19 protein-coding genes and 3 riboswitches are annotated in these 23,858 nt (G+C 59.5%); of the genes, 7 read left to right on the top strand and 12 right to left on the bottom strand.

The genetic code is table 11. The features are described 5' to 3' along the window. Window positions 1–55 precede the first annotated feature (55 nt). The 3 genes from dinB (at window position 56) to U8U01_RS12950 (ending at window position 3,395) form a co-directional block, all read left to right on the top strand. Window positions 56–1,267, top strand: coding sequence for a DNA polymerase IV (dinB, locus tag U8U01_RS12960; RefSeq protein WP_322174889.1), 1,212 nt, complete (start codon window positions 56–58; stop codon window positions 1,265–1,267). Window positions 1,268–1,329: 62 nt separating this feature from the next. Continuing rightward, window positions 1,330–2,643, top strand: coding sequence for a putative DNA modification/repair radical SAM protein (locus tag U8U01_RS12955; protein ID WP_322174886.1), 1,314 nt, complete (start codon window positions 1,330–1,332; stop codon window positions 2,641–2,643). Continuing rightward, window positions 2,622–3,395, top strand: a complete 774-nt coding sequence (locus U8U01_RS12950; protein WP_322174882.1) for a TIGR03915 family putative DNA repair protein — start codon at window positions 2,622–2,624, stop codon at window positions 3,393–3,395. Before U8U01_RS12955 ends, U8U01_RS12950 begins: the two co-directional genes overlap by 22 nt. 68 nt (window positions 3,396–3,463) lie before the next feature. Here U8U01_RS12950 and U8U01_RS12945 read toward each other — a convergent pair whose 3' ends face one another. Beyond that, window positions 3,464–4,657: an AI-2E family transporter gene (locus tag U8U01_RS12945; RefSeq protein ID WP_322174879.1), complete on the bottom strand. Its 1,194-nt coding sequence runs from the start codon at window positions 4,655–4,657 to the stop codon at window positions 3,464–3,466. 22 nt (window positions 4,658–4,679) lie between these two features. Beyond that, the gene (locus U8U01_RS12940) at window positions 4,680–5,072 is read right to left on the bottom strand and encodes a hypothetical protein (protein WP_322174877.1); all 393 of its coding nucleotides are present in this window, start codon (window positions 5,070–5,072) and stop codon (window positions 4,680–4,682) included. A gap of 214 nt (window positions 5,073–5,286) precedes the next feature. Here U8U01_RS12940 and rbr point away from each other — a divergent pair, with 214 nt between their 5' ends. Then, window positions 5,287–5,826 carry a rubrerythrin gene (gene rbr, locus U8U01_RS12935; RefSeq protein ID WP_322174874.1) on the top strand — a complete coding sequence of 180 codons (540 nt, stop codon included), beginning with the start codon at window positions 5,287–5,289 and terminating at the stop codon, window positions 5,824–5,826. Between the two features lie 65 nt (window positions 5,827–5,891). Here the strand turns inward: rbr and U8U01_RS12930 are convergent, their stop codons facing one another. Next, window positions 5,892–7,421: a serine hydrolase domain-containing protein gene (locus tag U8U01_RS12930; protein ID WP_322174870.1), complete on the bottom strand. Its 1,530-nt coding sequence runs from the start codon at window positions 7,419–7,421 to the stop codon at window positions 5,892–5,894. A gap of 25 nt (window positions 7,422–7,446) precedes the next feature. Continuing rightward, a complete protein-coding gene (locus U8U01_RS12925) occupies window positions 7,447–7,980 on the bottom strand; it encodes a GNAT family N-acetyltransferase (RefSeq protein WP_322174867.1) in 534 nt (177 codons plus the stop codon). Between the two features lie 100 nt (window positions 7,981–8,080). Between U8U01_RS12925 and eno the strand changes: the two genes are divergently transcribed. Further along, the gene (gene eno, locus U8U01_RS12920; protein ID WP_322174864.1) at window positions 8,081–9,313 is read left to right on the top strand and encodes a phosphopyruvate hydratase; all 1,233 of its coding nucleotides are present in this window, start codon (window positions 8,081–8,083) and stop codon (window positions 9,311–9,313) included. Between the two features lie 413 nt (window positions 9,314–9,726). On the opposite strand, the gene U8U01_RS12915 is transcribed toward eno, so the two are convergent. The 6 genes from U8U01_RS12915 to U8U01_RS12890 form a co-directional block, all read right to left on the bottom strand. Then, the gene (locus tag U8U01_RS12915) at window positions 9,727–10,290 is read right to left on the bottom strand and encodes a 2-oxoacid:ferredoxin oxidoreductase subunit gamma family protein (RefSeq protein ID WP_437124398.1); all 564 of its coding nucleotides are present in this window, start codon (window positions 10,288–10,290) and stop codon (window positions 9,727–9,729) included. Further along, window positions 10,253–11,023 (bottom strand): thiamine pyrophosphate-dependent enzyme, encoded by a 771-nt coding sequence (locus tag U8U01_RS12910; protein WP_322174857.1) that lies wholly within the window; start codon window positions 11,021–11,023, stop codon window positions 10,253–10,255. The genes U8U01_RS12915 and U8U01_RS12910 overlap by 38 nt, the downstream gene beginning before the upstream one ends. Window positions 11,024–11,079: 56 nt before the next feature. Continuing rightward, the gene (locus U8U01_RS12905) at window positions 11,080–11,940 is read right to left on the bottom strand and encodes a PHP domain-containing protein (protein WP_322174853.1); all 861 of its coding nucleotides are present in this window, start codon (window positions 11,938–11,940) and stop codon (window positions 11,080–11,082) included. A gap of 29 nt (window positions 11,941–11,969) precedes the next feature. Next, window positions 11,970–13,028 carry a 3-methyl-2-oxobutanoate dehydrogenase subunit VorB gene (locus U8U01_RS12900; RefSeq protein ID WP_322174949.1) on the bottom strand — a complete coding sequence of 353 codons (1,059 nt, stop codon included), beginning with the start codon at window positions 13,026–13,028 and terminating at the stop codon, window positions 11,970–11,972. A gap of 16 nt (window positions 13,029–13,044) precedes the next feature. After that, window positions 13,045–13,251: a 4Fe-4S dicluster domain-containing protein gene (locus U8U01_RS12895; protein ID WP_322174850.1), complete on the bottom strand. Its 207-nt coding sequence runs from the start codon at window positions 13,249–13,251 to the stop codon at window positions 13,045–13,047. An 80-nt stretch (window positions 13,252–13,331) separates the two neighbouring features. After that, the gene (locus U8U01_RS12890) at window positions 13,332–13,991 is read right to left on the bottom strand and encodes a hypothetical protein (RefSeq protein ID WP_322174848.1); all 660 of its coding nucleotides are present in this window, start codon (window positions 13,989–13,991) and stop codon (window positions 13,332–13,334) included. 746 nt (window positions 13,992–14,737) lie between these two features. Between U8U01_RS12890 and spoIVB the strand changes: the two genes are divergently transcribed. Next, a complete protein-coding gene (gene spoIVB, locus U8U01_RS12885) occupies window positions 14,738–15,880 on the top strand; it encodes a SpoIVB peptidase (protein ID WP_322174845.1) in 1,143 nt (380 codons plus the stop codon). Between the two features lie 52 nt (window positions 15,881–15,932). Here the strand turns inward: spoIVB and U8U01_RS12880 are convergent, their stop codons facing one another. Both U8U01_RS12880 and U8U01_RS12875 read right to left on the bottom strand, forming a co-directional pair. Continuing rightward, window positions 15,933–17,273, bottom strand: coding sequence for an MATE family efflux transporter (locus tag U8U01_RS12880; RefSeq protein WP_322174842.1), 1,341 nt, complete (start codon window positions 17,271–17,273; stop codon window positions 15,933–15,935). Window positions 17,274–17,468: 195 nt separating this feature from the next. After that, window positions 17,469–20,789 (bottom strand): S-layer homology domain-containing protein, encoded by a 3,321-nt coding sequence (locus U8U01_RS12875; protein ID WP_322174839.1) that lies wholly within the window; start codon window positions 20,787–20,789, stop codon window positions 17,469–17,471. 132 nt (window positions 20,790–20,921) lie between these two features. Further along, window positions 20,922–21,041: riboswitch (cyclic di-GMP riboswitch) on the bottom strand. Window positions 21,042–21,514: 473 nt separating this feature from the next. Beyond that, window positions 21,515–21,622: riboswitch (cyclic di-GMP riboswitch) on the top strand. Between the two features lie 97 nt (window positions 21,623–21,719). Continuing rightward, window positions 21,720–21,810, top strand: a riboswitch (cyclic di-GMP riboswitch). A gap of 45 nt (window positions 21,811–21,855) precedes the next feature. Between U8U01_RS12875 and U8U01_RS12870 the strand changes: the two genes are divergently transcribed. Further along, window positions 21,856–23,858: InlB B-repeat-containing protein (locus U8U01_RS12870; RefSeq protein ID WP_322174837.1), on the top strand; the 2,003-nt coding region annotated here is incomplete at its 3' end.

Here is a 23,858-nt window from a genome sequence, read left to right as displayed (position 1 = left end):
CTAGGAAAGGCAGGCTTGGCCGTTTGGTAAGCCGGTTTTGTGTGAGGTGACGCTTATGGGTGGGTATCCCCGTACCAATGGGATCCTTCATGTGGATATGAATAATTTCTATGCCTCGGTGGAAACCCTGTATGCGCCGGCGTACAGGGACGTGCCCATGGCCGTGGCCGGGGACAAGGAGAGCCGCCACGGGATTATTCTGGCGAAAAATATGCTGGCAAAGGCCAGGGGGGTGAAAACCGCCGAGCCGATTTGGCAGGCCATGCGCAAGTGCCCGGACCTGCGGATTTTGCCGCCCCACCACGAGCGCTACGCCATGTTCTCGAAAATGGCGAAGGAACTGTACGCCCAGTACACCGACCAGGTGGAGCCCTTTAGCCTGGACGAGTGCTGGCTGGACGTGACCGGCAGCGCCCGGCTGTTCGGCTGCGGCAGGGAGATTGCGGAGGACATACGCCGCCGGGTGAAGGCGGAACTGGGGCTGACAGTGTCCGTGGGGGTTTCGTTTAACAAGGTGTTTGCCAAGCTGGGCAGCGACTACAAAAAGCCGGACGCGGTAACGGAGTTCGGCCCGGAGGAGATGGAAAGGATCATATGGGGGATGCCCTGCGAAGAACTGTTGTTTGTGGGGCCTAGCACCAGCAAGGCCCTGCACCGGCACGGCATCCACACCATTGGGGACATTGCCCGGATGGACATGGCCGTTATGCGCCGCCTGCTGGGCCGGATGGGCGAAACCCTGTGGGTATATGCCAACGGCCTGGACGACACCCCCGTGCAGCGGCTGGGGGAAGGGCAGGGGCCGAAAAGCATTGGCAGCAGCACCACTTTGCCCAGGGACATTACCCAGGAGGCGGATATTCGGGCGACGCTGTTTGGGCTGGCGGAAACCGTGGCCCGGCAGCTACGCGGCCAGGGGCTGAAGGCAGGGGAGGTGCAGATTACCGTGCGCAACAAGGATTTCCAGGAGTTTCAGCGGCAGACGCGGCTGGCGGCCCCGGTGTGCGACTCGCGGTCGCTTTACCGGGCGGCGCTGGAGCTGTACCATCGGGAGGACAAAAAGTGGGAAGTGCGCCTGCTGGGCGTGCGGGCCGGCCGGCTGACCCCGGCCGGGGAGAGCCAGGTCAGCCTGTTTGAGGCAGCCGACGGGCTGGAACGGCTGGAGAAACTGGAAAGCGCCGTGGACCGGGTGCGGGAGCGCTTTGGCAGCGGCTGTATAGACCGGGCCTTTGTGATGCAGGGCCGGCGGGGGGATAAGCCGGGATAGGGGCCGCCCCGGCCACGGCCGGCGGAGGAAAAAGGGCCTACCCGAAAAAGGAGCGCAGAGCGATGGATGTTTTTGAGAAACTGGAGATACTGACGGACGCGGCCAAGTATGACGTGGCGTGCACGTCCAGCGGGGTGGACCGGCCGGGGGTGCAGGGCAAGCTGGGCAGCGCGGTGAAGGCGGGCATCTGCCACAGCTTTGCGGCGGACGGGCGGTGTATCTCGCTGCTGAAGGTGCTGATGAGCAATGACTGCGCCTATGACTGCGTGTACTGTGTGAACCGCCGGTGCAACGAGGGGCGCCGGGCAACCTTTACCCCGGAGGAACTGTGCGACCTGACCATGCAGTTTTACCGGCGCAACTATATTGAGGGGCTGTTCCTCTCCTCGGCGGTGGTGAAAAACCCGGACTACACCTGCGAACTGATGCTGGCGGTGATCAAACTGCTGCGGGAGGACAGGGGCTTTTGGGGGTATGTGCACATTAAGGCTATACCAGGGGCCGACCCCCGGCTGACCGAACAGTTGGGCCGCTATGCCGACCGGATGAGCGTGAACATCGAACTGCCCTCCCAGCAGAGTTTGAAACGCCTGGCGCCCCAGAAAAGCAAGGAGAAGATATTGGCCCCCATGACCCAGATACGGGACGGCATTGCCCAGAACACCAGGGAGATTGTGAAGTACCGGGCCGCCCCCCGCTTTGTGCCGGCGGGGCAGTCTACCCAGATGATTATTGGGGCCAGCCCGGAGAGCGACCGGCAGATCTTGCTGCTGACCGAGGGGCTGTATAAGAAATTCAGCCTGAAACGGGTGTTCTTTTCCGCCTATATGCCGGTGGTGGAGGACAGCGTGCTGCCGGCGATCAACACGCCCCCGCCCCTGCTGCGGGAGCACCGGCTTTACCAGGCGGATTGGCTGCTGCGGTTTTACGGCTTTGCGGCGGGGGAGATACTGGACGACCGCAACCCGGACTTTAACCCCTTGCTGGACCCCAAATGCAACTGGGCGGTAAACCATTTGGAGCAGTTCCCGGTGGAGGTGAACACCGCGCCCTATGAAATGCTGCTGCGGGTGCCGGGCATTGGGGTGAAAAGCGCCAAGCGCATCCGGGCGGCCAGGCGGCAGTGCCGGCTGGATTTTGACGGGCTGAAAAAGCTGGGGGTGGTGCTGAAACGGGCCCGGTTCTTCATCCTGTGCGGGGGGAAGAGTATCTCGCCCCTGCCCATGGACAACCCGGCGGTGATTGCCGGGGCCATTGGGGAGGGGGCGGCCCTGCGGCGGGACGCAGGCGGGTGGCCGGGAGCGCAGTTTGAGCAACTGTCCCTGTTCGGGCCCACAAAGGAGGACGGTGTGAAATGCCTGAGCGGACAGATATGAGGGGCCCGGCCCACGTGGTGTACCGGTATGACGGCAGCTACCAGGGGTTTTTGTGCTGCGTGGCCCAGTGCTGCAACGAAAAGCGCCTGCCCCAGGGCATCCAGCGGCTGGACGAGCCCCAGGGGACGCTTTTCAGCATACGGGCCATTGACACCCGGCCGGAACTGGCCAGGCAGGTGGAGCAGTCCATTGGCCGGGGGATATCGGCCCAGGTGCTGGACAGGGTGCGCCAGGGCTTTTTGACCTGCATGGAGGAAAAGGAGCTGCGGCTGATCCGGTTTATTTTGCAGGGGTACCGCTATGGGGCGAGGGTGACGGAAATGAGCCTGGACGAGGATGTGCACGCCCTGGACAAGGCCCTGCTGTACCTGAAAAACGAGGCCCACTACCATGTGGAGTTCATCCGCTTTGCGGATTGCGGCGAGTTTTTGGCCTCCATGATCACCCCCAACAATGTGGTGCTGCCGCTGATTGTGGGGCATTTTACCCAGCGGATGAACAGAGAGAACCTGTTGATTTACGACAAGAACCACGGGATGGGGTTCCTGTACCGGGGGGGCCAGGGGGCGAAGGGGGAGTTTTTTTACGCGGACGCCCTGGAACTACCCCAGCCGGACGAGGAGGAGGAGAAATACCAGCGGCTGTGGAAACTTTTTTACAAGACCATTGCGGTGGAGGGGCGCATTAACCCCAAGCTGCGCCGGGGCAATATGCCCATGCGGTATTGGCAGAATATGACGGAGTTCCAGTGAGGGGGCCCGCCGTGCAAAAAAAGGAAGGGAGGCGGTGGCCTTCCTTCCTTTTTGATGCGTTGGGCGGGTCAGGGCGTGTCCTCGCCCTTGCGCAGGCGGGCGTAGACCTCGGTTTTAAAGAGGCGGTAGGCCACGGCGGTGACCGGGGTGCCGATCCAGATGCCCACAATGCCCAGCACGCCGCCCCAGAACATGACGGCGAACAGGGTCCACAGGGGAGGCAGGCCGATGGAGGAGCCCACCACCCGTGGGTAGATCAGGTTACCCTCTACCTGCTGGAGGACAATGAGGAAGATAAGGAAGATGAGTGCGTCAATGGGATGGACCAGCAAGAGGATGAACGCCCCGACCCCCGCGCCGATGTAGGCGCCCAGGATGGGGATGAGGGCGCCGATGGCTACCACGGAGGAGATCAGCAGGGCGTAGTCCAGTTGCAGGATGCTCATGCCTAGATAGCAGAGCACCCCCAGGATCACGCACTCGGCCAGTTGCCCCCGGATGAAGGAGAAGAACACCCGGTTGCTCAGCCTGCCGATGCGGGCGGCGGTGCGGGCCGCGCCGGCGGGCAGGAAAGCCCGCAGGGAATCTTTTGCCCCGCGGATGAGCCGCTCTTTACCAAAGAGCATATAGACGGAGAAGATAAAGCCCATAATGGCCGAGAACACCCCGGAGGCCAGATTGACCGTGGCATTGAACAGGGAGGTGAGGAAATCGGTGGTGAAACGGGTGGCGTCGGTGAGCAGGGACATCCAGTTGAAACCGCTGAGGAAATCCTGCAAAAAGTTGAGGTCGTAGGCGCGGGCCAGGTCGTTGGCCCACTGCATGGCCTGGTTGGCGTACAGGGGCAGGTTGTGCTGGACGGTGACGGCCAGGCCGCTCATGGATTCCGCCAGGCCGGGGATGATGAAGAAACAGATGAACAAAGCCACCAGCAGCACCACCAGATAGGCCAGGGTGATGGCCAGCGGGCGCTGGATACGCCGCCAAAGGGGGGCGCGCAGCTTGGAAAAGGGCTTGAAGGCAATGTCCTCAAAAAAATGGACGAACACATTGAGGATGTAGGCAATGACCAGGCCCCCGAACACAGGGGCAATGGCATTGGTCAGGGTAGTGGCGGCGGCCCAAAGCTGGTCGAACCGCAGGACGGCCAGCACGGCCAGGGCCCCAAAGGCAATGAGCAGGCAGCCGTCCCGCAGGGGACGGGGGGAAGAGAGCCGGGCAAAGCCTTTGGGCGGTTGTGGATTGCTGTCTTTTAACGTCATGATAGACCCTCCTCAGGGCGGCTCAGGTTTTGGTTTGGAATACGTGGCGGCACTTTTGGCAGGTGACTTGGATTTTACCCCGGCCGCGGGGGGCGCGGAGCTGCTGGCGGCAGGCCGGGCACCGGAAGTACTTATACGCCTTGCGCTGGGCGAACTTTTGCCTTTGCAGGGCGGCCCATTTGGCAAGGGGGCCGTACCACTTTAAGAACCAGCGGTACTCCTGCTGGCGGGCGGGGATGTTGCGGGAAAAGCTGCGGAACAGGGCGTAGATGTAGAAAAGATCAGCCAAAAAGACCAGGGGGCGGAGGAATAACAGGCCCAAAAGGGAGCATACTAGGCCCAGGATCAACAGGGCGAAATTGAACTTGTCTGTGCCATAGCGGCCATAGAGGAACCGTTGCAGCCTTTGGTACATGAAAGCACGACCTTTCTTTGCGGTATTTGAACTAAGTATAAGCCATTTTGCGGGGTTTTTCAACAGGCCGCGGGGCTTTCACGATAATTTAACAATTTGCCGGTGGGAGGGGGCCGGTATGTGGGCGCGTTTATGCGGGAAGGGGATTGACAGAATCTGCCAAACAGGGTATAATAAAAATAGGAATCAAAATTATTTTTAGGAGGTTACGACCATGCCAGAACTGAAAGGCTCGAAAACCGAGGCCAACCTGCTTACCGCCTTTGCCGGGGAGAGCCAGGCCCGGAACAAGTACACCTATTTTGCCTCGAAGGCCCGCAAGGACGGCTACCAGCAGATTGCGGAGATTTTTGAGGAAACGGCCAACAACGAGAAGGAACACGCCAAGATGTGGTTTAAGCTGCTGAACGGCGGCGTAGGCGACACCCTGGCCAACCTGAAGGAGGCTGCCGCCGGCGAGAACTACGAGTGGACGGATATGTACGCGGGCTTTGCCAAGACCGCCAAGGAAGAGGGCTTTGACCAGATTGCCGCGCTGTTTGAGGGCGTTGCCAAGATTGAGAAGGAGCACGAGGAGCGCTACCGCAAGCTGGCGAAGAATATAGAAGAGGGCCTGGTGTTCTCTAAGGACGGGGACGCGATTTGGCAGTGCATGAACTGCGGGCATATTGTGATTGGCAAGAAGGCGCCGGAGATCTGCCCGGTGTGCGCCCATCCCCAGGCGTACTTTAGGGTGAAACCGGAGAACTATTAAGCAGGGTGATACAGGAAAAGGCGGGCGCGTGAAGGCGGCCCGCCTTTTTTGTGCCAACAGCCCTGTCAGCCGTTTACTTCCCAGTACATCCGGGTGCGGGTGTTGACGTCCCCTTCCCGCAGGGTGAAGGACATGGCCGGCGCGTGCTGCTCGCCCAGGCCGAAGGGCTCCGGCAGGGTGGAGCAGGCAGTCAGGGTGAGTTTATCCCCGGCAAAGTGGAACAGGAACCGCCGCCCTGTGGCGTGGCGGACGTTCCGCAGTTGGAGTTCCAGCACATCCCGCTGGCGCCAGCAGGCGTTGGCCCCAAAGGGGGCGCCTTCTGCCAGCGTGGTGGCAAAGTGGCCTTCCAGGCCCAGGTTCAGGGCAATTTCCCCGCTGTCCTGGGTGAGGAGGAGTTGGGCGGCACCCTTCTCGAAACGGAAGGCCAGGGATTGGAGGCTGCCCCCATGGGGGATAAAGCTGCCTGCGCCGCCGGCCAGGTCAAACAGGCCGGGCAGGGGGGCATCGGGCACATAGACGGCACCGTTCAGGGAGTTTTCCGCGCCGGGGTTGCGCATACCGGGCATGGGGTTCAGCTCCAGATGGTGCAGCCGGTTTTGCAGGATATGGTGGGCCCGGTGGTCCTCCGGCAGGGGGGCTGCCCCCATGGCGGGGAGGAGGGTGTTCCATACGGCGGTGAGCACGGCTTGCAGGGTCATGGAGGCGGACTGGATGACCAGCACGGCATCCTGCTGGGGCATGACAATGCCGTACTGGCCGTAGGCGCCGTCCCCCCGGAACACGCCCGGCGGGGTGCAGCGCCAGAACTGGAACCCGTAGCCTGCCTGCCAGTCCGGGTCGCCGCCAGGGGTGTTCCCGGCGTTGTCGATCTGCTTGGTTGTGGCCTGGGCAACCCAGTTGGCATCCAGAAGCTGCCGGCCCTCCCAAGCGCCCTGATTGGCCACGAACTGCATGAACCGGGCCATATCCTCAATGGTCAGGGACATACCGGCGCCGCCCATCTCTACCCCGCCGGGCAGGGGCTGGCAGGTTATATCCCCCATACCCAGGGGCTGGAACAGCCGGGGCTTTAGGAACTGGGTAAGGGGGAGGCCGGTTTTGTGGGTGAGGATGGCGCTGAGCATATTGGTGCCCGCCGTGTTGTACAGGAAGTGGGTGCCCGGCTCGTACACAAAGGGATGGTGCAGGAAGGTGGTGACCCAGTCCGCCTGGGATCCGCCGGCCCACTGGATCTCGTCCTGATGGCCGCAGCCCATCATCAGCAGGTGGCGGATCTGGCATTTTTGCAGGTTTTCGCTGGGATTGGAGGGGCATTTCTCCGGGAAGATGTCCACCAGGCGGTCGTCCAGGGAGAGGATGCCCTCTTGCACGGCAAAGCCGATGGCCGTGGAGGTGAGGCTTTTGCTGAAAGAGAACATGATGTGGGGGGTATCGGCCCGGTAGGGGGCCCAGCAGCCTTCGGCGCAGACCTGGCCGTGGCGCAGGAGCATGAAAGCGTGCATCTCGATGCCCCGGCGGTACAGCTCGTCCAGCATGGCGGTGACGGCGGCGGAGGGGATGCCGGCGGATTCGGGGGTGACGCGGGGGAAGTGCATGGCAGTGACCTCTTTTCTGTAGGGTTTATGGTTCGGTAGGGAGTTTGGCGTAAAGGTAGGTGTCCTTCCAGAGGGGGCGGCCTGTTTCGTCGGTGTGGAAGTATACGTTTTGGCGCAGGTGGCCCTCCCGGCGGAAACCCAGGGCCTCTAAAAGCCGCCAGGAGTTTTCGTTGCGGGGGTCGCATTCGGCAAAGATGCGGTGGACGCCCTGGGAGAAAGCCTGCCGGATCAGGGCCCGGCAGGCCTCCGCGGCCAGGCCCTGGCCCCAGTAGGCCCGGTTGAATACAAAGCCCAGTTCCAGCGAGTCAAATTCCCGCCGGCCCAGGTAGACGTTCCCAATCATTTTGCCGGAGGCCTGTAGCTGGACGGCTACCATTTCGCCGGTGGAGATGCGCCATGCCAGATTCTCCCGGACCTCTGCCAAAGCCATGGGCCGGTAGGGCTCAAAGGCCACCACGGCAGGGTCGGAGAGGTACTCGGAAAGGTCTTGCAGGTCATCCTGGCGGTAACGCCGCAGCAGCAGGCGGGGCGTTTGGAGGGCTGGGGTTACAAAATCCATGGGGGACCTCCCTGAAATCGGATATAAATATAGTTTATCATGGTTTATTTCCTTTTGCAATGTGCAATACTGTGATTATGCGAAATACTTGGAGAGGTGGATGGCTATGGTAAAGATACAAAAGGTGTACGGCTGTGAGATATTGGACTCGCGGGGGAACCCTACGGTGAGCGCTACGGTACAGCTTTCCGACGGGACCATGGGCACGGCGGCGGCGCCCTCCGGGGCCTCGACGGGCAAGTTTGAGGCTGTGGAGCTTCGGGACGGGGACGACCGGCGGTATGGGGGCAAGGGGGTACTGAAGGCGGTGCGCAACGTCAACGAGATCATCTCCCCGGCCCTGGAAAAGCTGCACTGCCTGACCGTGCGGGAAGTGGACGGGGTGCTGAAAAAGCTGGACGGCACCCCCAACAAGGCCCACTTGGGGGCAAACGCCACCCTGGCGGTGTCCTTGGCCTGCGCCCGGGCCATTGCCGCCCATTACCGGATGCCCCTGTATCGCTTTTTGGGCGGGGCCGCGGCCTACAAGCTGCCTGTGCCGATGATGAACATCCTGAACGGCGGGGCCCATGCCAGCAATAACATCGACATACAGGAGTTTATGATTGTGCCCACAGGGGCGGAGAGTTTCCGGGAGGGGCTGCGCTGGTGCAGTGAGATCTACCACAGCCTGGGCAGCCAACTGAAGGCAAAGGGGCTTTCCACCGGCGTGGGGGATGAAGGGGGCTTTGCCCCGGACCTGGGCAGCGACGAGGAGGCCATGGAGGAAGTGCTGCAGGCCGTGGAAAAGGCAGGCTACAAGGGCCGGGTGCACCTGGCACTGGACGCTGCCGGCAGCGAGTGGGCCGTGGAAGGGGGGTACCATCTGCCTAAGCGGGGGAAGAACCTGGACGCGGAGGATATGATTGCGTATTGGGAGGGGCTGGTGAAACGCTATCCTATTATCTCTATTGAGGATCCCTTGGGGGAGGAGGACTTTCCGGCATGGACGGAACTGACCGCCCGGATAGGGGACAAGGTGCAACTGGTGGGGGACGACCTGTTTGTGACCAATATGGAGCGGTTGCAGCAGGGCATTGACCAGAAGGCCGGCAATGCGATTTTGATTAAGCCCAACCAGATTGGCACCCTGACGGAAACGTTGCAGGCCATTGACCTGGCCCGGCGCAGCGGATACCATACCATTATTTCCCACCGCTCCGGCGAAACGGAGGATACCTTTATTGCCGACCTGGCCGTGGCTGTCAATGCCGGGCAGATTAAGACCGGCGCGCCCTGCCGTACCGAACGGGTCGCCAAGTATAACCGGCTTTTGCGGATTGAGGAGTGCTAAGGCGGCTTGACGGGGGGAAGGCCTTGAGGGCGCGCATGGGAGCGCTTGATGGGTGGGAAGACCTTGAGGGCTCTGCCCTCAAACTCCCGCCACCTTTGAAAAGGTGGACGAAACTTTTGCGGCGCGCACGGGAGTGGGCGGGGGCGGTAGCTTTTTGGCCCGCGAGGGGGGGAGGTTTTTTGTTTTCTTCTTTTCTTTTTTCTCCTTTTCTCCTTTCGCCTTTCTCCTTGCTTATCCTTCTTTCTTTCTTCTTTTCCTTTTTTTCTTTTGCCTTCTTGCTTTTTTGTTTCTTGTTTTTTGTTTTTTGTGATAGGCGTTCCTGTGGCCCTTTAAAAATAAAAGGCAGCCCTTGCAGGTGAGAGGGGGGCTGCTTTTTATTTTGGGGAATCGATGGGATGGCTGCCGGAGGCGGCTTAAGTTTCTGCGCCGAGGGCAATGGCCTGGCGGTTAAGTGCCAGCATGGCGGCCTTACGGGCAGGCACGCACTTCTCCAGGGCCTGGTCCAGGGTGTTGGGGGGGCAGAAGTGCAGTTCTTTGAAAAGCTTGCCGACCAGGATCATATTGGACAGGCCCTGGAGGCCGTGCTCCTCGGCCAGGGAGGAGGAGGGGACCCGGAACACTTCCAGGCCGTCCCGGTTGATGGGGGCGTCGATCAGGGAGCTGTCCAAAATCACCAGGCCACCGGGCTGGACCGAGCCGATGAACTTTTCCAGGGAGGGGAGGTTCATGGCTACCAGCACGTTGGGTTCTGTCACCAGCGGGGAGCCGATGGGCTGGTCGGAGATGCACACGCCGCAGTTGGCGGTGCCGCCCCGCATCTCCGGGCCGTAGGAGGGCAGCCAGGAGATATGCCGGCCTTCGATTAGCCCGGCATAGGCCGTTACCTTGCCGGCGAACAGCACGCCCTGCCCGCCAAAGCCGGCAAAGATGATCTGTAAGTCATGCACAGGGCAGGCCCCCTTTCTTGACGCCGGCATCGGCATCTTTGTAAACCCCCAGGGGATAGTAGGGGATCATATTCTCCCGCAGCCACTGGAGGGATTCCGCCGGGGAGAGGCCCCAGTTGGTGGGGCAGGTGGAGAGCACCTCCACAATGGAGTAGCCCTTGCCGTCCAACTGGTTTTGGAAGGCTTTTTTAATGGCCTTGCGGGCGGTGTTCACGTTTTTTACGCAGTCTACCGTGACCCGCTGGGCAAAGGCCACGCCGTCCAGGGTGGAGAGCAGCTCGCAGACCTTTACCGGGTAGCCGGCGCTGTCCGTGTCCCGGCCGTAGGGGGTGGTTTGGGTGATTTGCCCCGGCAGGGAGGTGGGGGCCATCTGGCCGCCGGTCATGCCGTAAATGGCGTTATTGATGAAGATAACGGTAATGTTCTCCCCACGGGTGGCGGCGTGGACGGTTTCCGCCGTACCGATGGCGGCCAGGTCGCCGTCCCCCTGGTAGGTGAATACCACGTTACCGGGCCGGGCGCGCTTGAGGCCGGTGGCCACGGCCTGGGCCCGGCCATGGGGGGCCTGGACCATATCGCAGGCAAAATAGTCGTAGCACATTACCGAGCAGCCCACCGAGGCAACGCCTACGGTGCGGCCCTCTACCCCTAACTCGTCGATGGCCTGGGCCACCAGCCGGTGGACAATGCCGTGGGTGCAGCCCGGGCAGTAGTGCAGGGGGGCGTCCGTTAGGGCATGGGGCTTTTGAAATACGATTGGCATATAAGAGCACTTCCTTTCTCAACTTGGCAGGGTGGAGGGCATGGCCCTTTTTCCGCTTACCCCTGACAGCGGCTGATCAGCTTTTGGAGCGTATCCGCGGCGATGAGCTGGCCGCCGATGACCTGTTTTTGTTTATGGAAGAATGCGCCGTGATAATCCGTCCCGCCGGAGATGTACAGGCCCCGGTCATGGCAAAAGGAGAGCAGCGCGGCTTGCAGGCCGAACCCGTGGAGGGGATGGATGCATTCGACCCCTTCGATCCCGGTTTGCAGCAATTCTTCTAAAGCGGCCCAAAAGGCATCCTGGGAGGGTGCGTAGGGGTTGTAGGGGATCTGCTCGGCGGGGTGGGCCAGGATAGGGACGCCGCCGGCCTGCCGGACGATGCGGACGGTTTCCTCTAAAGAAACAAACCTGATGGTGTGGGGGCTGAACCCATATTGCCCGTAAAATTTTGTCCCTTCCAGCAGGGTGTTTGTCATGCCCGCGTCCAGAAGGTAATTTAGCAGTTTCCAGCCGCCCCGGCCCTGGGGGATGGCATATGCGTGGTATGCCTTTTCCGAAACCCCCAGGCCGTTTTTTTCCATTTGCCTGAGCAGGGAGAGGTTGTATGCCTCCTGGACCTGGGTATTGTGGGCGCAGGTTTCCAGCAGCAGGCTGTTTTGGCAATCTACCCCGAAACCCAACAGATGGTATTGTTTCCCCTGGTGGATCACATCCAGCTCCACACCTGGCAGCAGGCAGACCCCGGCGCTTTCCGCTTGCTGCCAGGTGGTTTCGGAATAGGCGGCCACGGTGTTGTGGTCTGTGATGGATATAAAGGAAACGTCATGGTCCCTGGCAGCGGTTATGGCCTCGCCGGCCAAAGCGCTGCCGTCGGACAGGCTGGTATGGATGTGCAGGTCAGCGTATGGTTTCATATATGTCCTCCCTTGGCGGATGGCCGGGTCTACAGCAGCGTTTGGATCTCCCCCAGCACCTCTGCGGGGGTAGGGATGATGCCGCCGGTGCGGCCAAAGAAACGGACAGGCACCCGGCAGTTGATGGCAAGCTTTACGTCGTCCACCATCTGGCCCATGCTCATTTCTACCACCAAAAAGGCTTTGGCGTGGGCGGCGGCTGTTTGCAGGGCGGTTTCCGGGAAAGGCCACAGGGTGACGGGACGCAGCAGGCCGGCCTTCAGGCCCTGTTCCCGCGCCTTGTTGACGGCGCTTTTCGCCACCCGGGCGGAGGCGCCGTAGGCAACCACCACGATGTCGGCGTCCTCGCACAGGTATTCCTCGGCCCGCTGCTCCTGGGCCTTCACCTGCTCGTAGCGCCGGTAGCGCTCTACGACCAGATCCTCCAGCTTATCGGGGGTAAGGTACAGGGAGTTGATCACATGGTGCTGCCGCCGGCCCTGATGCCCGTCCGCCGCCCAAGATGGGGTTGCGGGCGGCTGCGTGTCCGCGGTTTCTTCCGGCAGTGACACCGGCTCCATCATCTGGCCCAGCATACCGTCGGCTAAGATCATGGCGGGCATCCGCCAGCGGCCGGCAGCGTCAAAGGCGGTGCTGACCAGATCCACCATCTCCTGCACGGTGGAGGGGGCGAATACCAGGATTTGGAAATCCCCGTGGCCGGTGGCTTTGGTGGCCTGCCAGTAGTCTGCCTGGGAGGGCTGGATGCCCCCCAGGCCGGGGCCGCCACGCTGCACGTTGATGATCAGCGCGGGCAGGTCGGAACCGGCCATGTAGGAAATGCCCTCAGACTTGAGGCTGATGCCGGGGGAGGAGGAGGAGGTCATGGCCCGCACGCCGGCCGCGGCCGCCCCCAGTACCATATTGATGGCGGCCACCTCGGACTCGGCCTGTAGATATGTACCGCCGATTTTGGGCATACGCTTGGACATATAGGCGGCCAGCTCGGTTTGCGGGGTGATGGGATAGCCGAAAAAGTGTCGGCAACCAGCCCGGATGGCCGCCTCGGCCAGGGCCTCGTTGCCTTTCATCAGTAATTTCATGGGGATGTTTCTCCTTTCGCCTTTACTTTTCTACCGTGATGGCTGTGTCCGGGCACATGGTGGCGCAGGCCGCGCAGCCGACGCATTTGTCCGGCTGGCTGACCCGGGCGGGATGGTAGCCTTTGGGGTTCAGGCTGCCCAGATCCAGTGCGATGATCTTTAAGGGGCAGGCCCCGGCGCATAGGCCGCAGCCTTTGCAGACGGTTTCGTCTATGATGATTTTCGGCATGGTGGTTCCTCCTTTTGGGTGTGAAATCATGAAAACGGTGGCCTATTTATTGCATATATTTAAGTTGGGCTGTGTAAGCGCTACTCCCATGCAAAACGCACCAGCCGCCGGACGGTGCGGAAACCCTTGGGTGGCGGCTGGCCGTTTAGGGCGAAGTCCGGGGCGGTGGAGAAGAGGAGGGGGAGGCTGGTGAGCCGGGCGGTTTCTTTCGCAAACCCCACGGCGGCCAGCAGGCCGGGCAAAGTAGTTTCAACGCCCAGATGGGAGTTGTTGACAAGGCCGGTGGCCTTTAGGCGGCTGGCGGTTTCGATCTCTTCCAGCAGGGACGCGGCTTCCGCCGGGGTTTGGGACAGGGCGCGGTAGCGGTTGACAACATAAAGCATCCGGTAGCCGGTTGCCAGTAGGCGGCCGGCCAGGCCACCCAAAGCGGTAACGCCCGCGTCGCCGCCGCCGGCGTCTATGAACACCTGGCCGGACGAGGGCGCAAAGATAGAGGCAAGCGCCGGGGGCAGGGTGGGGGTGTCCAGGGTGGTGCCGGCGAAAACCGGGGCGATCAGCCTTACGCCGTGGGCGGCCAACAGGTCCCGGTGGTCGCTGGAGCGGAAGTAGGGGTTTACAATGTCCAGATCAGCCAGTGTGACAGGGGCGCCGGTTTTGGCGGCCTCCAGGGCCAGGTTCAGGGCCAGGTTGGTCTTTCCGCAGCCGTAATGGCCGCAGATGACGGTGATGCTGTGGGGCATGGGCTGCCTCCCTTCTATAAACCGGTGGGATATGGGGTATGGCAGTGGGTATACGTAACTTATGCTTTTCTATTTTATCACAAAACCATAGCGGTTTCAACAGGAAATAATGGAAGGCGGCCGGCGGGCAGGGGATGCGTTTTTTTATAAAGGGGGCCGGGGGAAGGGCTGCGGATGCCGGGGGCTTTTTGGCGGCGGATTGTGGCCTGCTATGGGGTGATGCCCAAGATAGGCGGGCGGCCGTCAAGTTCGACAATATGTTAAAAAATCGTTCACAAAATTCTAACTGAAACTTCAAATTGTCTTGAAGTCTATGACATAATTGGGGAATATACTTAGACCATCGAAAGCGAAAGGGGTGGTACGGCACAGGAAATTACCAAATAAAGGCAACAGATAAAATTTTGTCTATATCATTTTACTTATTACATTTTTAAGGTTCGACCTTCACTGTCCCTTCTACCGGGCGAGACCGGCAACCGCCGGACCGCGGCCCGCAGCCTTTGCGGAAATGCCAACCGCTTTGCCCGGTAGTTGCGGCAGACCAAAAATTCTCGCTCCTGCACCAGATGTGCAGGGGCGTTTTTAATTTCCATCATATTTTTGCACTTGCGTGGCAAATTAAAAACGGGCCGGAAAACGCCGCGGCCTCACGCCGGCTGTGCTGCCGGTGCGGGCCGCGGAGATGGTTTTAGTAAAAAGCTTGCCGGGAGGGCGGGCTTTCGGCCCCGGAAGGGGGTGGAAATTTGAAAAAAAACAGGATAAGCCGGGGCGCGATGGCCAAGGCCATGCGCACTTTTGCCATGAGCGTGGGCGTGACCGCCCTGTGTATGCTGGTGACGGTAAGCCTGCTGGGCCTGGAAAACCCCAGAGAGCCACAGGTAGCGGAGGCGTCGGTGTTTAACCAGGCGGAGGAAAAGCAAACGCTTATAGAGGCCCCGGAAAACAGCGTGGTGCCACTGGGGAAGGCGTTTGGCATCAAGCTGTTTACGGACGGGGTTATTGTTGCCTCCCTATCGGATATTTATACCGCGGAGGGGACTTGCTGCCCGGCTGAGGACGCGGGCCTGCGGGCCGGGGACTACCTGCTGGCGGCGGATGGGCTGGAGATACAGAGCAATGCGGCGCTGGCCCAGTATATCGGCCGCAGCCAAGGGGAGAGTATCACCTTTTTGGTACGCCGGGGCCAGGAGGAGTTTGAGGCCGTGGTAAGGCCCGTGTTCGGCGAGGGTTCGTTTAAAACCGGTATGTGGGTGCGGGACAGCGCAGCGGGGGTGGGGACCCTCACCTTTTACCATCCGGCTACAGGGACTTTTGCCGGGCTGGGGCACGGCATCTGTGATGCGGACGCCGGCAGCGTGATGGCCCTGAAAAGCGGGGAACCGGCGGGGATCACCCTATGCGGCATTGTAAAGGGGCTGCCCCAGGAACCGGGGCAGTTGCGGGGATATTTTTCCTCTGACCAGCCTATGGGGCGGCTGCTGGCCAACAATGAAACCGGGGTATTCGGCACCCTGGACGAGCCCCCGGCCGGTGCGCCTGTGGAGGTGCTCGGCCGGGAGGAGGTGCGCCCCGGACCGGTGAAACTGCTGGTGAGTATTGACGAAACGGGGCCTAAACAGTATGACGCACGGATAGAGGAAGTGCAGAATACTGGCAAGCCTACCCGCAACCTGGTGGTAAAAGTGACAGACCCCCGGCTGTTGGAAGCAACAGGGGGTATTGTGCAGGGGATGAGTGGTGCGCCCATTTTGCAGGACGGCAAACTGGCCGGGGCGGTGACCCATGTGTTTATGGATGACCCGGCTATGGGGTATGGGATTTTTGCCCAAACCATGGTAGAGCAGTGTGAACAGTTGGGGGACGAAGAGGCAAACGGCGCGGCATAAGCCTGCACAAAGGCAAGGGTGCGTACGCCAAAGCTGGGCGGGACAGGGCCGCTCAGCTTTGGCGCTTTTGCGTGGTGGGATGCAGGCGCCCCATACGGATATAATAGGCCGCGCACAGCAGGGCCGCCGCGCCGAACCAGGCGGAAACATCGGCAATGCAGATGGCCAGGAAACCCATGTGCAGCACCTGGGACAAAAACAGCACCACACCAATGCGCAGGCCCAGCTCCAGGGCGCCGGAGAGCAGGGGGACAAAGGTATCGCCCAGACTTTGCAGGGAGAAACGGTATACGAACAGCAGGCCCAAGGACCATTCCATCAGCCCGGCTATGACCAGGTAGGGGTAGGCCATGTCGATAATGGCCTGCTCTGTGCCGCTGACGAACAGGGCGGTAAGGGGTTTGCCCAGGAAGATCAGCAGCAGGGTGATAAGCAAGTTGATACCCAAGGACATGGCAATGGCCCTGCGTACCCCCAGCCGCACCCGGTCCAGCCGGCCGGCGCCCAGATTTTGGCCCACGTAGGTGCCCAGGGACAGGCCGATGATGCTGCCGGGCTGTTCTGCCAGGCCGATCAGCCGGGAGGAGGCGGTGTAGGCAGCCACGGTGGCGGAACCGAACCCGTTGACAATGCCTTGCAGGATCATGCCCCCAATGGCGGTGACGGAGTTCATCAGCCCCACGGGCACGCCCAGCCGCAGCAGCTCCCACAGGGTGTGGGGGTGGGGGCGAAGGTCGTCTTTGGTAAAGTGCATCAACTCCATACGCCCCAGCAGGTATAGGCACATCAGCCCCGAAAGCAGTTGGGCCAGCACCGTGGCCCAGGCCGCCCCGGCAATGCCCAGGCCCAGCCCCAGCACGAAGAGGCAGTCCAGCCCCACGTTGATGAGGGAACTGATAATGACCACCACCAGCGGGGAGATACTATCCCCCAAAGCCCGCAGGACGCTGGCCAGCACATTGTAAAAAACCGTGGCAAGGATGCCTATAAAGGTGATGCGTATGTACAGCAGCGCGCCTTCGAAGATATCTGCCGGGGTGCCCATCAACTGCAAAAGGGGGCGGGAGAAGAGCAGGCTGCAAGCGGTGATTACCAGGGAGGAAAGCGCGGCCAGATAGACCGCGTTGGCCACGGCCTGGCGCACCCGTTGGGGGTCGCCGGCGCCGAAACGCTGGGCGACCAGTACCGAGTAGCCGTGGGTAAGCCCGGTGACAAAACCGAACACGAAAAAATGGATAGAGCCGGTGGCCCCCGCAGCGGCCAGGGCCTCTACCCCCACGCCCCGGCCCAGAACCATGGCATCTACCGTAGAATAGAGCTGCTGGAAAACATTGCCCAGCAGCATAGGCGCGGCAAAGGCGAGCAATAAGCGTACCGGGTTGCCTCTTGTCATATCCCTGACCATGTATAACTTCCTTCCTGGTGTCAATTAACTACCATGTTAGCATATTCCTGCTAAAAAAGCAAGAGGGCAGCGCTTTAGAAAACTCCCCCGGAGGCCGTAGCCGCCGGGGGAGTTTTTGGTCACTTATCTAGCTTTTCGGGCTTTGTCGTGCTGTTGGTCTGTTGGGCTTATTGTGCTATTTGCTTATTCCTCCGGGGACTGGCCGGCGTTGGCCTTCCAGTAGGCCTTCAGGGTTACCCAGTCGTGCTCGAACACCTCGGCCCACTCTTCACTCTCGGTTTCTTCGTTGCCGGTGTAGTAGTGGGAGTTGGTGGCCTCCTGCATGGCTGCGTAGTACCAGGCGCCGGGGTCGTTGTCCGGCCATACCTTCATCGCCCCGTCCAGATGCTCCGCGTCGGGGGTGCGCTCCAACATATTGTTGAAGATGACCGCCGCCTCCGCGCGGGTGATCTTGTCGTTGGGGCGGAAGTTGGTGGTGCCGGCGTCGCCGTTGACCCAGCCGATGGACTGGACCTTCCGGATGGCGCTCTCGGCCCAATGGCCCTGGATGTCGGTAAAGGTGGTGGTGCCCGGATCTTCCACGTAGTCGGCCAGGAACTGGGACGCGATCATGGCGAACTCGGCGCGGGTGATGGCACGGTTGGGACGGGCGGTGCCGTCCTCGTAGCCGTTCACGATGCCGGCCTTGCTCATCACGTTGATGGCGTCGGTGTACCAGGCTGTGTCGATTACATCGCTGTAGCTATTGCCGGTTGCCCAGTTGGCTACGCGGGCGTCGGCAGTCATCAGGCGGTAGAACACCTCGGCCACCTCGGCGCGGGTAATGTTGGCGCCGGGGCGGATGGAGCCGTCGGGATAGCCCACCAGGTAGTGGTAGTGGTCTACCAGGTTCAGGATGGGGTTGTCGCCCATGGGGGGATCCTCGTCCGGGATGTCCGTGCCGGGGTCATCAGAGGGCCCAGGGCCGAGAGGCGGCTGGGTCGGATCCGGGATGTCCACGCCGGGGTCATCCGTGGGCTCGGCAGTAGGCTCCGCGCTGGGCGTGGGCGTCGCTACCGGCTCCGGGGTGACGATTACCACCGGGGGCTTGGGCGGGTCGACCGGGTCGGGGTCGACCGGGTCGGGATCAGGATCTACCGGGCCGGGGCCGGGGTCGGTGGGGTCGGGGTCGTTGTTCTCCCACTGGGCGTAGAGGGTCGCATTGACAGCAGTTGTGAAGATGCTGTCAGCAGCAACCGTTTCGCCGCTCCCGTCAGCCGCTGTGTTCCAACCGGTAAAGGTGTAGCCCTGGTGCGTAAAGGCGTTTTCCTTCACAGTGAAGGACGCGCTTGCGCCCACTGCCACCTCCTGGCTGTCCGCATCCATGCTGCCTGTGCCGCCATTCGCCTCATAGTTCAGGGTAATGATGGCGGTTTCGGGGTCGGGGTCTGCGGTCTTTTCGTACACATTGGTAATAACAAACTCGTAGCCGTTCGTTACATCATTCTCGGTGAAGGTTACGGTTCTGGTAACGATGTGCTTTTTATCGTCCTTCTTCTCATCAATAGACACGCAGGTGTAGCCGTCAACGGTGTAGTAGTCCTCCGTAAACTGGACAGTGTACTCTTTGCCCAGCTCTACCGTCCAAGGTTCGAAACCATGCGCTTCAGCAAATGTTACAAAGGGCGTACCATCGTCCTCTTTGTCATCGCCGTGGTCGTTACCCTCTATCGCATAATAAGAGAAGGTTGCCCCTGTAGGGTTATTTTTTGTACCTATCAGGGAGAAGTCTTCCGGATGCGTGCACACACCGAACACACCTTCAAGCCCCTCAAAGCGGACTTTGACGGTTACAGGAACCTCAACGGTTTTGGGCTGCTCTTCCTCTACTTCCACGGGGGTTCTTTCAGAGGAGGTTGTGTTGCTATTGTCACCTATACCAGGGGTAACCTTGGCAATGTTTGTGAGATGACCATCCTCGATATCACCCTCGTTGTAGGTCTTGGTCACGTAGATAACAGCCTCGCCGCTTTCGGGGATGGTACCCTCCATCGGGTCGCCGCCCACCCACTTTGCGCCATCGTCAGTAACCTTGTACGCCGCGCCGGCATCGCCGGTAACGGTGAGTTTGTACAGCAGGGTTACGGAACCGCCCGCAGGCATGATAACCTTGCCATCGGGGCCGGGCTGGTCGGGGTAGGTGATACCAGACACACCTTCAGGGGCGTCCGTTTCGCTCTCTACCAGTTTCTTTGTGAACTGGGTGATTTTCTTGGGTGTTTCCTCGTTCTTCTCATACCGCAGGGTAATCACATTAAGCGCGGCTGCAGCACTAAGTGTCAGTGTATCAGGCTCACTGCCAGCATAGGTGAACTCCACTTTTTCTCCATCTATGGTGTGGGTGTTCCACGCAGGGTTCTCCTTGGCCAGTTTAGCGCCGGTGATTTTGTCGCCTACGTTGGCAGTTTGCTCCTTACCGGTTACCGTAGCTGCCTTCTCACCATTATAGAAGTACTCGCGCACAACCTTGTAGGTGGTGGTAGCGGGGGCAACGGGCGTTTCATGCGTTGTCCAAACGGTTATGGGAACCTCGTTTGTAAAGTAAAGCCAACTACGCCCATCAAACACAAAGGTCATCTTTACAACCTCGTCGGGCTTGGCAAGGTAATGGAGGCCTTCGTTACCCGCGTAGTTCTTATTCCATTGTGTCAGATACCAATCCTGATTAATGGTCAAATCGCAAAGCCAAGGATAATCCTTCGCAGGGGCATCCGCTCCAAAACGCCCGTCATTCTCATAAACCTCGCCGAATGACCAGCCGTTTGTTGAATTACTAAGATTCATATAGCCAGCGTGTGTCCTCGTTGAGTTGTAGAGGGGATTTGCGTTCGGATAGGATTCGCATTTAACATAAACATAGCCATTTTGGCTTTTGCCGGGTACATCGTCTACGGTAGGTTTATTAGGTTTGGTCGGCTCAGGGTTGCTGCCGCCTGTACCATCATTGGTAACGGTGTAGTAGATATACCCGTTAAAACCTGATACGGTCTGACTATCGGAGGCAATATTTGCAGTAGTACGCAGCGAGTCGATGGTATAAGCTACCTCGATTGTTGTCTTGCCCTTTTCAGTGCCTTTCTCAAAATTGACTACCAGACCATTTTTAGTCGAAACAGTCGTTGCTGTTGCGACTTTACTGTTTGAACTTATTGCGGTTACATTATAATATCCGTTAGCCCAACCAGCAAAGTGAGCCCCCCAGTAATGACAGAAAGCAACATCCGTTGCAGTGGGGTTTTCATCGTCTAACATAACCGTGCCATATCCATTTGCTGCGTTCCACCCACTTACAGTGTTGGAGTATTGGGTATTCGGGTTATACTGACTGTATGCAGTTTTGGTGACATTATCCGTTTTTACGGGTGTGTCAGCCGCACTAGCCCCCAGCGGCACCATGCCCACCAGCAGCACGAGGGCGACGAACAGAGCAAGTCCGCGCTTGCCTAGTTTTCTAAATTTTGTCATGCAATAATCTTCCTTTCTTTGCAAAGGTTTTTCGGATGCAAAGGATCCGGCGGCTGGGCTGCCTTAGCGCACACCTGCGCCGTAGGCCCCGTGGCTTTGCGTGACCACCGTTTCCGGCGGGTTGCCATGTTTACCAGCAGCCGGGCTAACATAGCATCGCTTTTTGTGCATTGTACACATCTTGCACCTGCCGATACCTTAGTTCCCATAGCTTTGCGTCGCGCAGTTTCCCGCGGTTTGCCAAATGTGTGTTCCGGTCGCGGCTTGCTCTGTGCGCCCAACCGCCACGCTTATAGCCCGCGGAAAACCCGGCTGGGCGGGCCCGGTTCCGCCACAAATGCCATTGGCAAGCCCCCTTTCTTATGGTATGCCGGCGGCCGGGGCGCGTCACAAGGCGGCACACCGGGGCGGGCGCGGCTATGGCGGCCACGGGGTTGCAGGAAAGTGTACTTTCTTGTAAGTTGTCCTACACAAAAAAAGTATGGTAATAATGGCTGTTTTTTCCTTAGAGGATATTGCCAATTTGGAAATGATGTGGTAAAATGTTAATTAACAAAGGCCGCAAAAAAGTTTGCAAGAAAGTACACTTTCTTGCAAGGGGTTCGGGGCTTTTTTGGCGGTTTTGCAGCGGCAAAGAGGAGGTTTTAAGGGGCTTTTTTGCCAGCCTTGGGGCTAATAAAGGGGGTGGTCGCACAGGTTACGGCCACGGACAGTGCGTCCGCGAGGAGAAAATTTGGCAAACCGCGGGAAACTACGGGACGCAAAGCTGAGGGACTAAGGTTCTATTTCGTTACGATGGAGAAAAGCTGAACTATGTCAGCCTAGCCGCTAATTATAAAAGGCAAACCGCCCGAAAGGGCGGGACGCAAAGCAAGGGGGCTACCTGCCAGCCGTAAAGCAGACGGCTTGCCACACGCCGGCCCGGCTACTGGTTATAATTAGCAAACCGCCAGAAATGACGGGACGCAAAGCTATGGGGGCTAAGGATTGACACCGGATCTATGCCAGCCCGGCCGCCGGATCCTTTGCATCCGAAAAAACTTTGCAAAGAAAGGAAGATTATTGCATGACAAAATTTAGAAAACTAGGCAAGCGCGGACTTGCTCTGTTCGTCGCCCTCGTGCTGCTGGTGGGCATGGTGCCTTTTAGCGCCAGCGCGCTCGCTGCAATTCCTGGGTTTACTCCTACTGATAGGTTTTACGCCAACGGGAAGGAAGTCGCCCAGCTTTATGAAGGCACATATCCGAATAACCCTGTGTATGCGTACACAAACCCTCCTACAACCATTGTAACAAAGGTCGGCGAGCGTGGCGCAGACCAGCGGCTATATACGAAATCTGCCACCTGCTATTGCGGCAATGTGCTTGTTGAAGTAACGCCGGACTGGATTGCGGTTGACGAGAACCAGAAACTGACAAGTTCCGATACTTCGATTGCTAATCCCCAAAATATCGATTGGAAGTTGGAAGGTTATTCTTCCAATGACTGGCAAGATGCAGACTATCTTGGCTACCCTGCTTTGGAAATTGGCGTAACCGGCCAAACGCCCGGTTATTCTACGCTTAAATTCCAGACTTACCAGAATTACTACTACTATTACACCTGGCAACGGTGCAACCGCTGCAACCAGGGTTACAGTGAAATTAGTTTTAAGGGTAAGTGGATTGAAGATACTGAAACGATCAACGTAACAGTCAACGCCGACTATAAGCTGGTATACGATGCCAAGGGCGGCAGTGGTAGCATGAACCCCACCACGACTACCGTAGCGAACACCACTGCAAGCCTTAAAGCTGCCCAAAACGCCTTTACTGCCCCCGCTGGCATGAAGTTTAAGGAGTGGAATACGGAAGCCGACGGTACGGGCACCAGCTATGCGCCCGGCGCCCCTGTCACCCTTGACTGGGAAGAAGGCAAAGGCAGCACCGCCAACCCCGTAACCAAAACCCTTTACGCCATTTGGGAGGACGATGGGCCCACTAAACCTGATGCCCCCACCCGCGAGGATTTGTTCGGCATTTTACACAACTTTGTCAAGGTTAAGTGCGTAAGCACGGGGGATGGCCTGCCCCATGACGAAAAGACCTACAGCACATGGTCTAATTCTACCGAGGCCGAGGCCGAGGTTGGAACGGTCACTAAGAACGAGACAACCGGTAAGTGGGAGTGCCCCGTCACGCTGAACAGCAAGGTATATGCAAAAATGTACGCCCTGGCGCCCGCTTTCGGCGTTGGCGAAACACATGAACTTGCGCAAGGCCAGGCCGAAACCGAAACCATCACCCTGACGTGGGATTCGGAAGCAAGTAAATGGAAGGGCGCTGAGAGCAAAAACACGATACTTGCCACCATCTGTGTAACCTGCAAGCCGGACCCCATCCCCACCACCTACACCGTAGTGCACGAGTACTATACCAATGATACAAGGGATGGTTCCTTTACAGAGTCATTCAACGGCACAGTGGGTGACACAGTCACGGCTGATGGGATTACGAAGGTTACCGATTATCAAGATAAAACCTACACCTACACCTCTGCCACCCCTAAGGAAATCACACTTGGTACGGACGACACCATAACCCTGCGCTATGACCGCGATACGCCGCCTCCGGTCGACCCCGACCCCGCCACAATTACCGTCAAGTGGCTGAACGGCTATAACGATACGCCCGTGCACACGGCAACGGTTGACCCCGACAGCGTACTGACCGACGGGGAATTCAATATTGACGAGGAAACCGGCTACCTGACCGGCATGGATATGGACGACGTGGCAATCGAGTACCCTGCCGATCCCACCCGCGACGGTTATCGTTTCACCGGCTGGGGCGCGCCTATGTGGGAAGAGGGCAGTGAAAACACTGTCATCACCATTACGGCCCAGTGGGAGAGCACCGAGCCTGAACCTAGCCCGGAGGAACCCACCACGCCCATTAAGCCCCCGGTGGTAATCGTCACCCCGGAGCCGGTAGCGACCCCCACGCCCAGCGCGGAGCCTACTGCCGAGCCCACGGATGACCCCGGCGTGGACATCCCGGATCCGACCCAGCCGCCTCTCGGCCCTGGGCC

The sequence above is a fragment of the Acutalibacter caecimuris genome, assembly GCF_034335085.1.
GTDB classification, from domain to species: domain Bacteria; phylum Bacillota; class Clostridia; order Oscillospirales; family Acutalibacteraceae; genus Acutalibacter; species Acutalibacter caecimuris.
The sequence above is the reverse complement of the archived record's forward strand: the minus strand, read 5'-3'. Positions and strand labels throughout refer to the sequence as shown.

Excerpts from the sequence above, each read along its gene's own strand:
- dinB (WP_322174889.1), top strand. The coding sequence starts at position 56 with ATGGGTGGGTATCCCCGTACCAATGGGATCCTTCATGTGGATATGAAT.
- U8U01_RS12955 (WP_322174886.1), top strand. The coding sequence starts at position 1,330 with ATGGATGTTTTTGAGAAACTGGAGATACTGACGGACGCGGCCAAGTAT.
- U8U01_RS12950 (WP_322174882.1), top strand. The coding sequence starts at position 2,622 with ATGCCTGAGCGGACAGATATGAGGGGCCCGGCCCACGTGGTGTACCGG.
- U8U01_RS12945 (WP_322174879.1), bottom strand. The coding sequence starts at position 4,657 with ATGACGTTAAAAGACAGCAATCCACAACCGCCCAAAGGCTTTGCCCGG.
- U8U01_RS12940 (WP_322174877.1), bottom strand. The coding sequence starts at position 5,072 with ATGTACCAAAGGCTGCAACGGTTCCTCTATGGCCGCTATGGCACAGAC.
- rbr (WP_322174874.1), top strand. The coding sequence starts at position 5,287 with ATGCCAGAACTGAAAGGCTCGAAAACCGAGGCCAACCTGCTTACCGCC.
- U8U01_RS12930 (WP_322174870.1), bottom strand. The coding sequence starts at position 7,421 with ATGCACTTCCCCCGCGTCACCCCCGAATCCGCCGGCATCCCCTCCGCC.
- U8U01_RS12925 (WP_322174867.1), bottom strand. The coding sequence starts at position 7,980 with ATGGATTTTGTAACCCCAGCCCTCCAAACGCCCCGCCTGCTGCTGCGG.
- eno (WP_322174864.1), top strand. The coding sequence starts at position 8,081 with ATGGCTATGGTAAAGATACAAAAGGTGTACGGCTGTGAGATATTGGAC.
- U8U01_RS12915 (WP_437124398.1), bottom strand. The coding sequence starts at position 10,290 with ATGCCGGCGTCAAGAAAGGGGGCCTGCCCTGTGCATGACTTACAGATC.
- U8U01_RS12910 (WP_322174857.1), bottom strand. The coding sequence starts at position 11,023 with ATGCCAATCGTATTTCAAAAGCCCCATGCCCTAACGGACGCCCCCCTG.
- U8U01_RS12905 (WP_322174853.1), bottom strand. The coding sequence starts at position 11,940 with ATGAAACCATACGCTGACCTGCACATCCATACCAGCCTGTCCGACGGC.
- U8U01_RS12895 (WP_322174850.1), bottom strand. The coding sequence starts at position 13,251 with ATGCCGAAAATCATCATAGACGAAACCGTCTGCAAAGGCTGCGGCCTA.
- U8U01_RS12890 (WP_322174848.1), bottom strand. The coding sequence starts at position 13,991 with ATGCCCCACAGCATCACCGTCATCTGCGGCCATTACGGCTGCGGAAAG.
- U8U01_RS12880 (WP_322174842.1), bottom strand. The coding sequence starts at position 17,273 with ATGACAAGAGGCAACCCGGTACGCTTATTGCTCGCCTTTGCCGCGCCT.
- U8U01_RS12875 (WP_322174839.1), bottom strand. The coding sequence starts at position 20,789 with ATGACAAAATTTAGAAAACTAGGCAAGCGCGGACTTGCTCTGTTCGTC.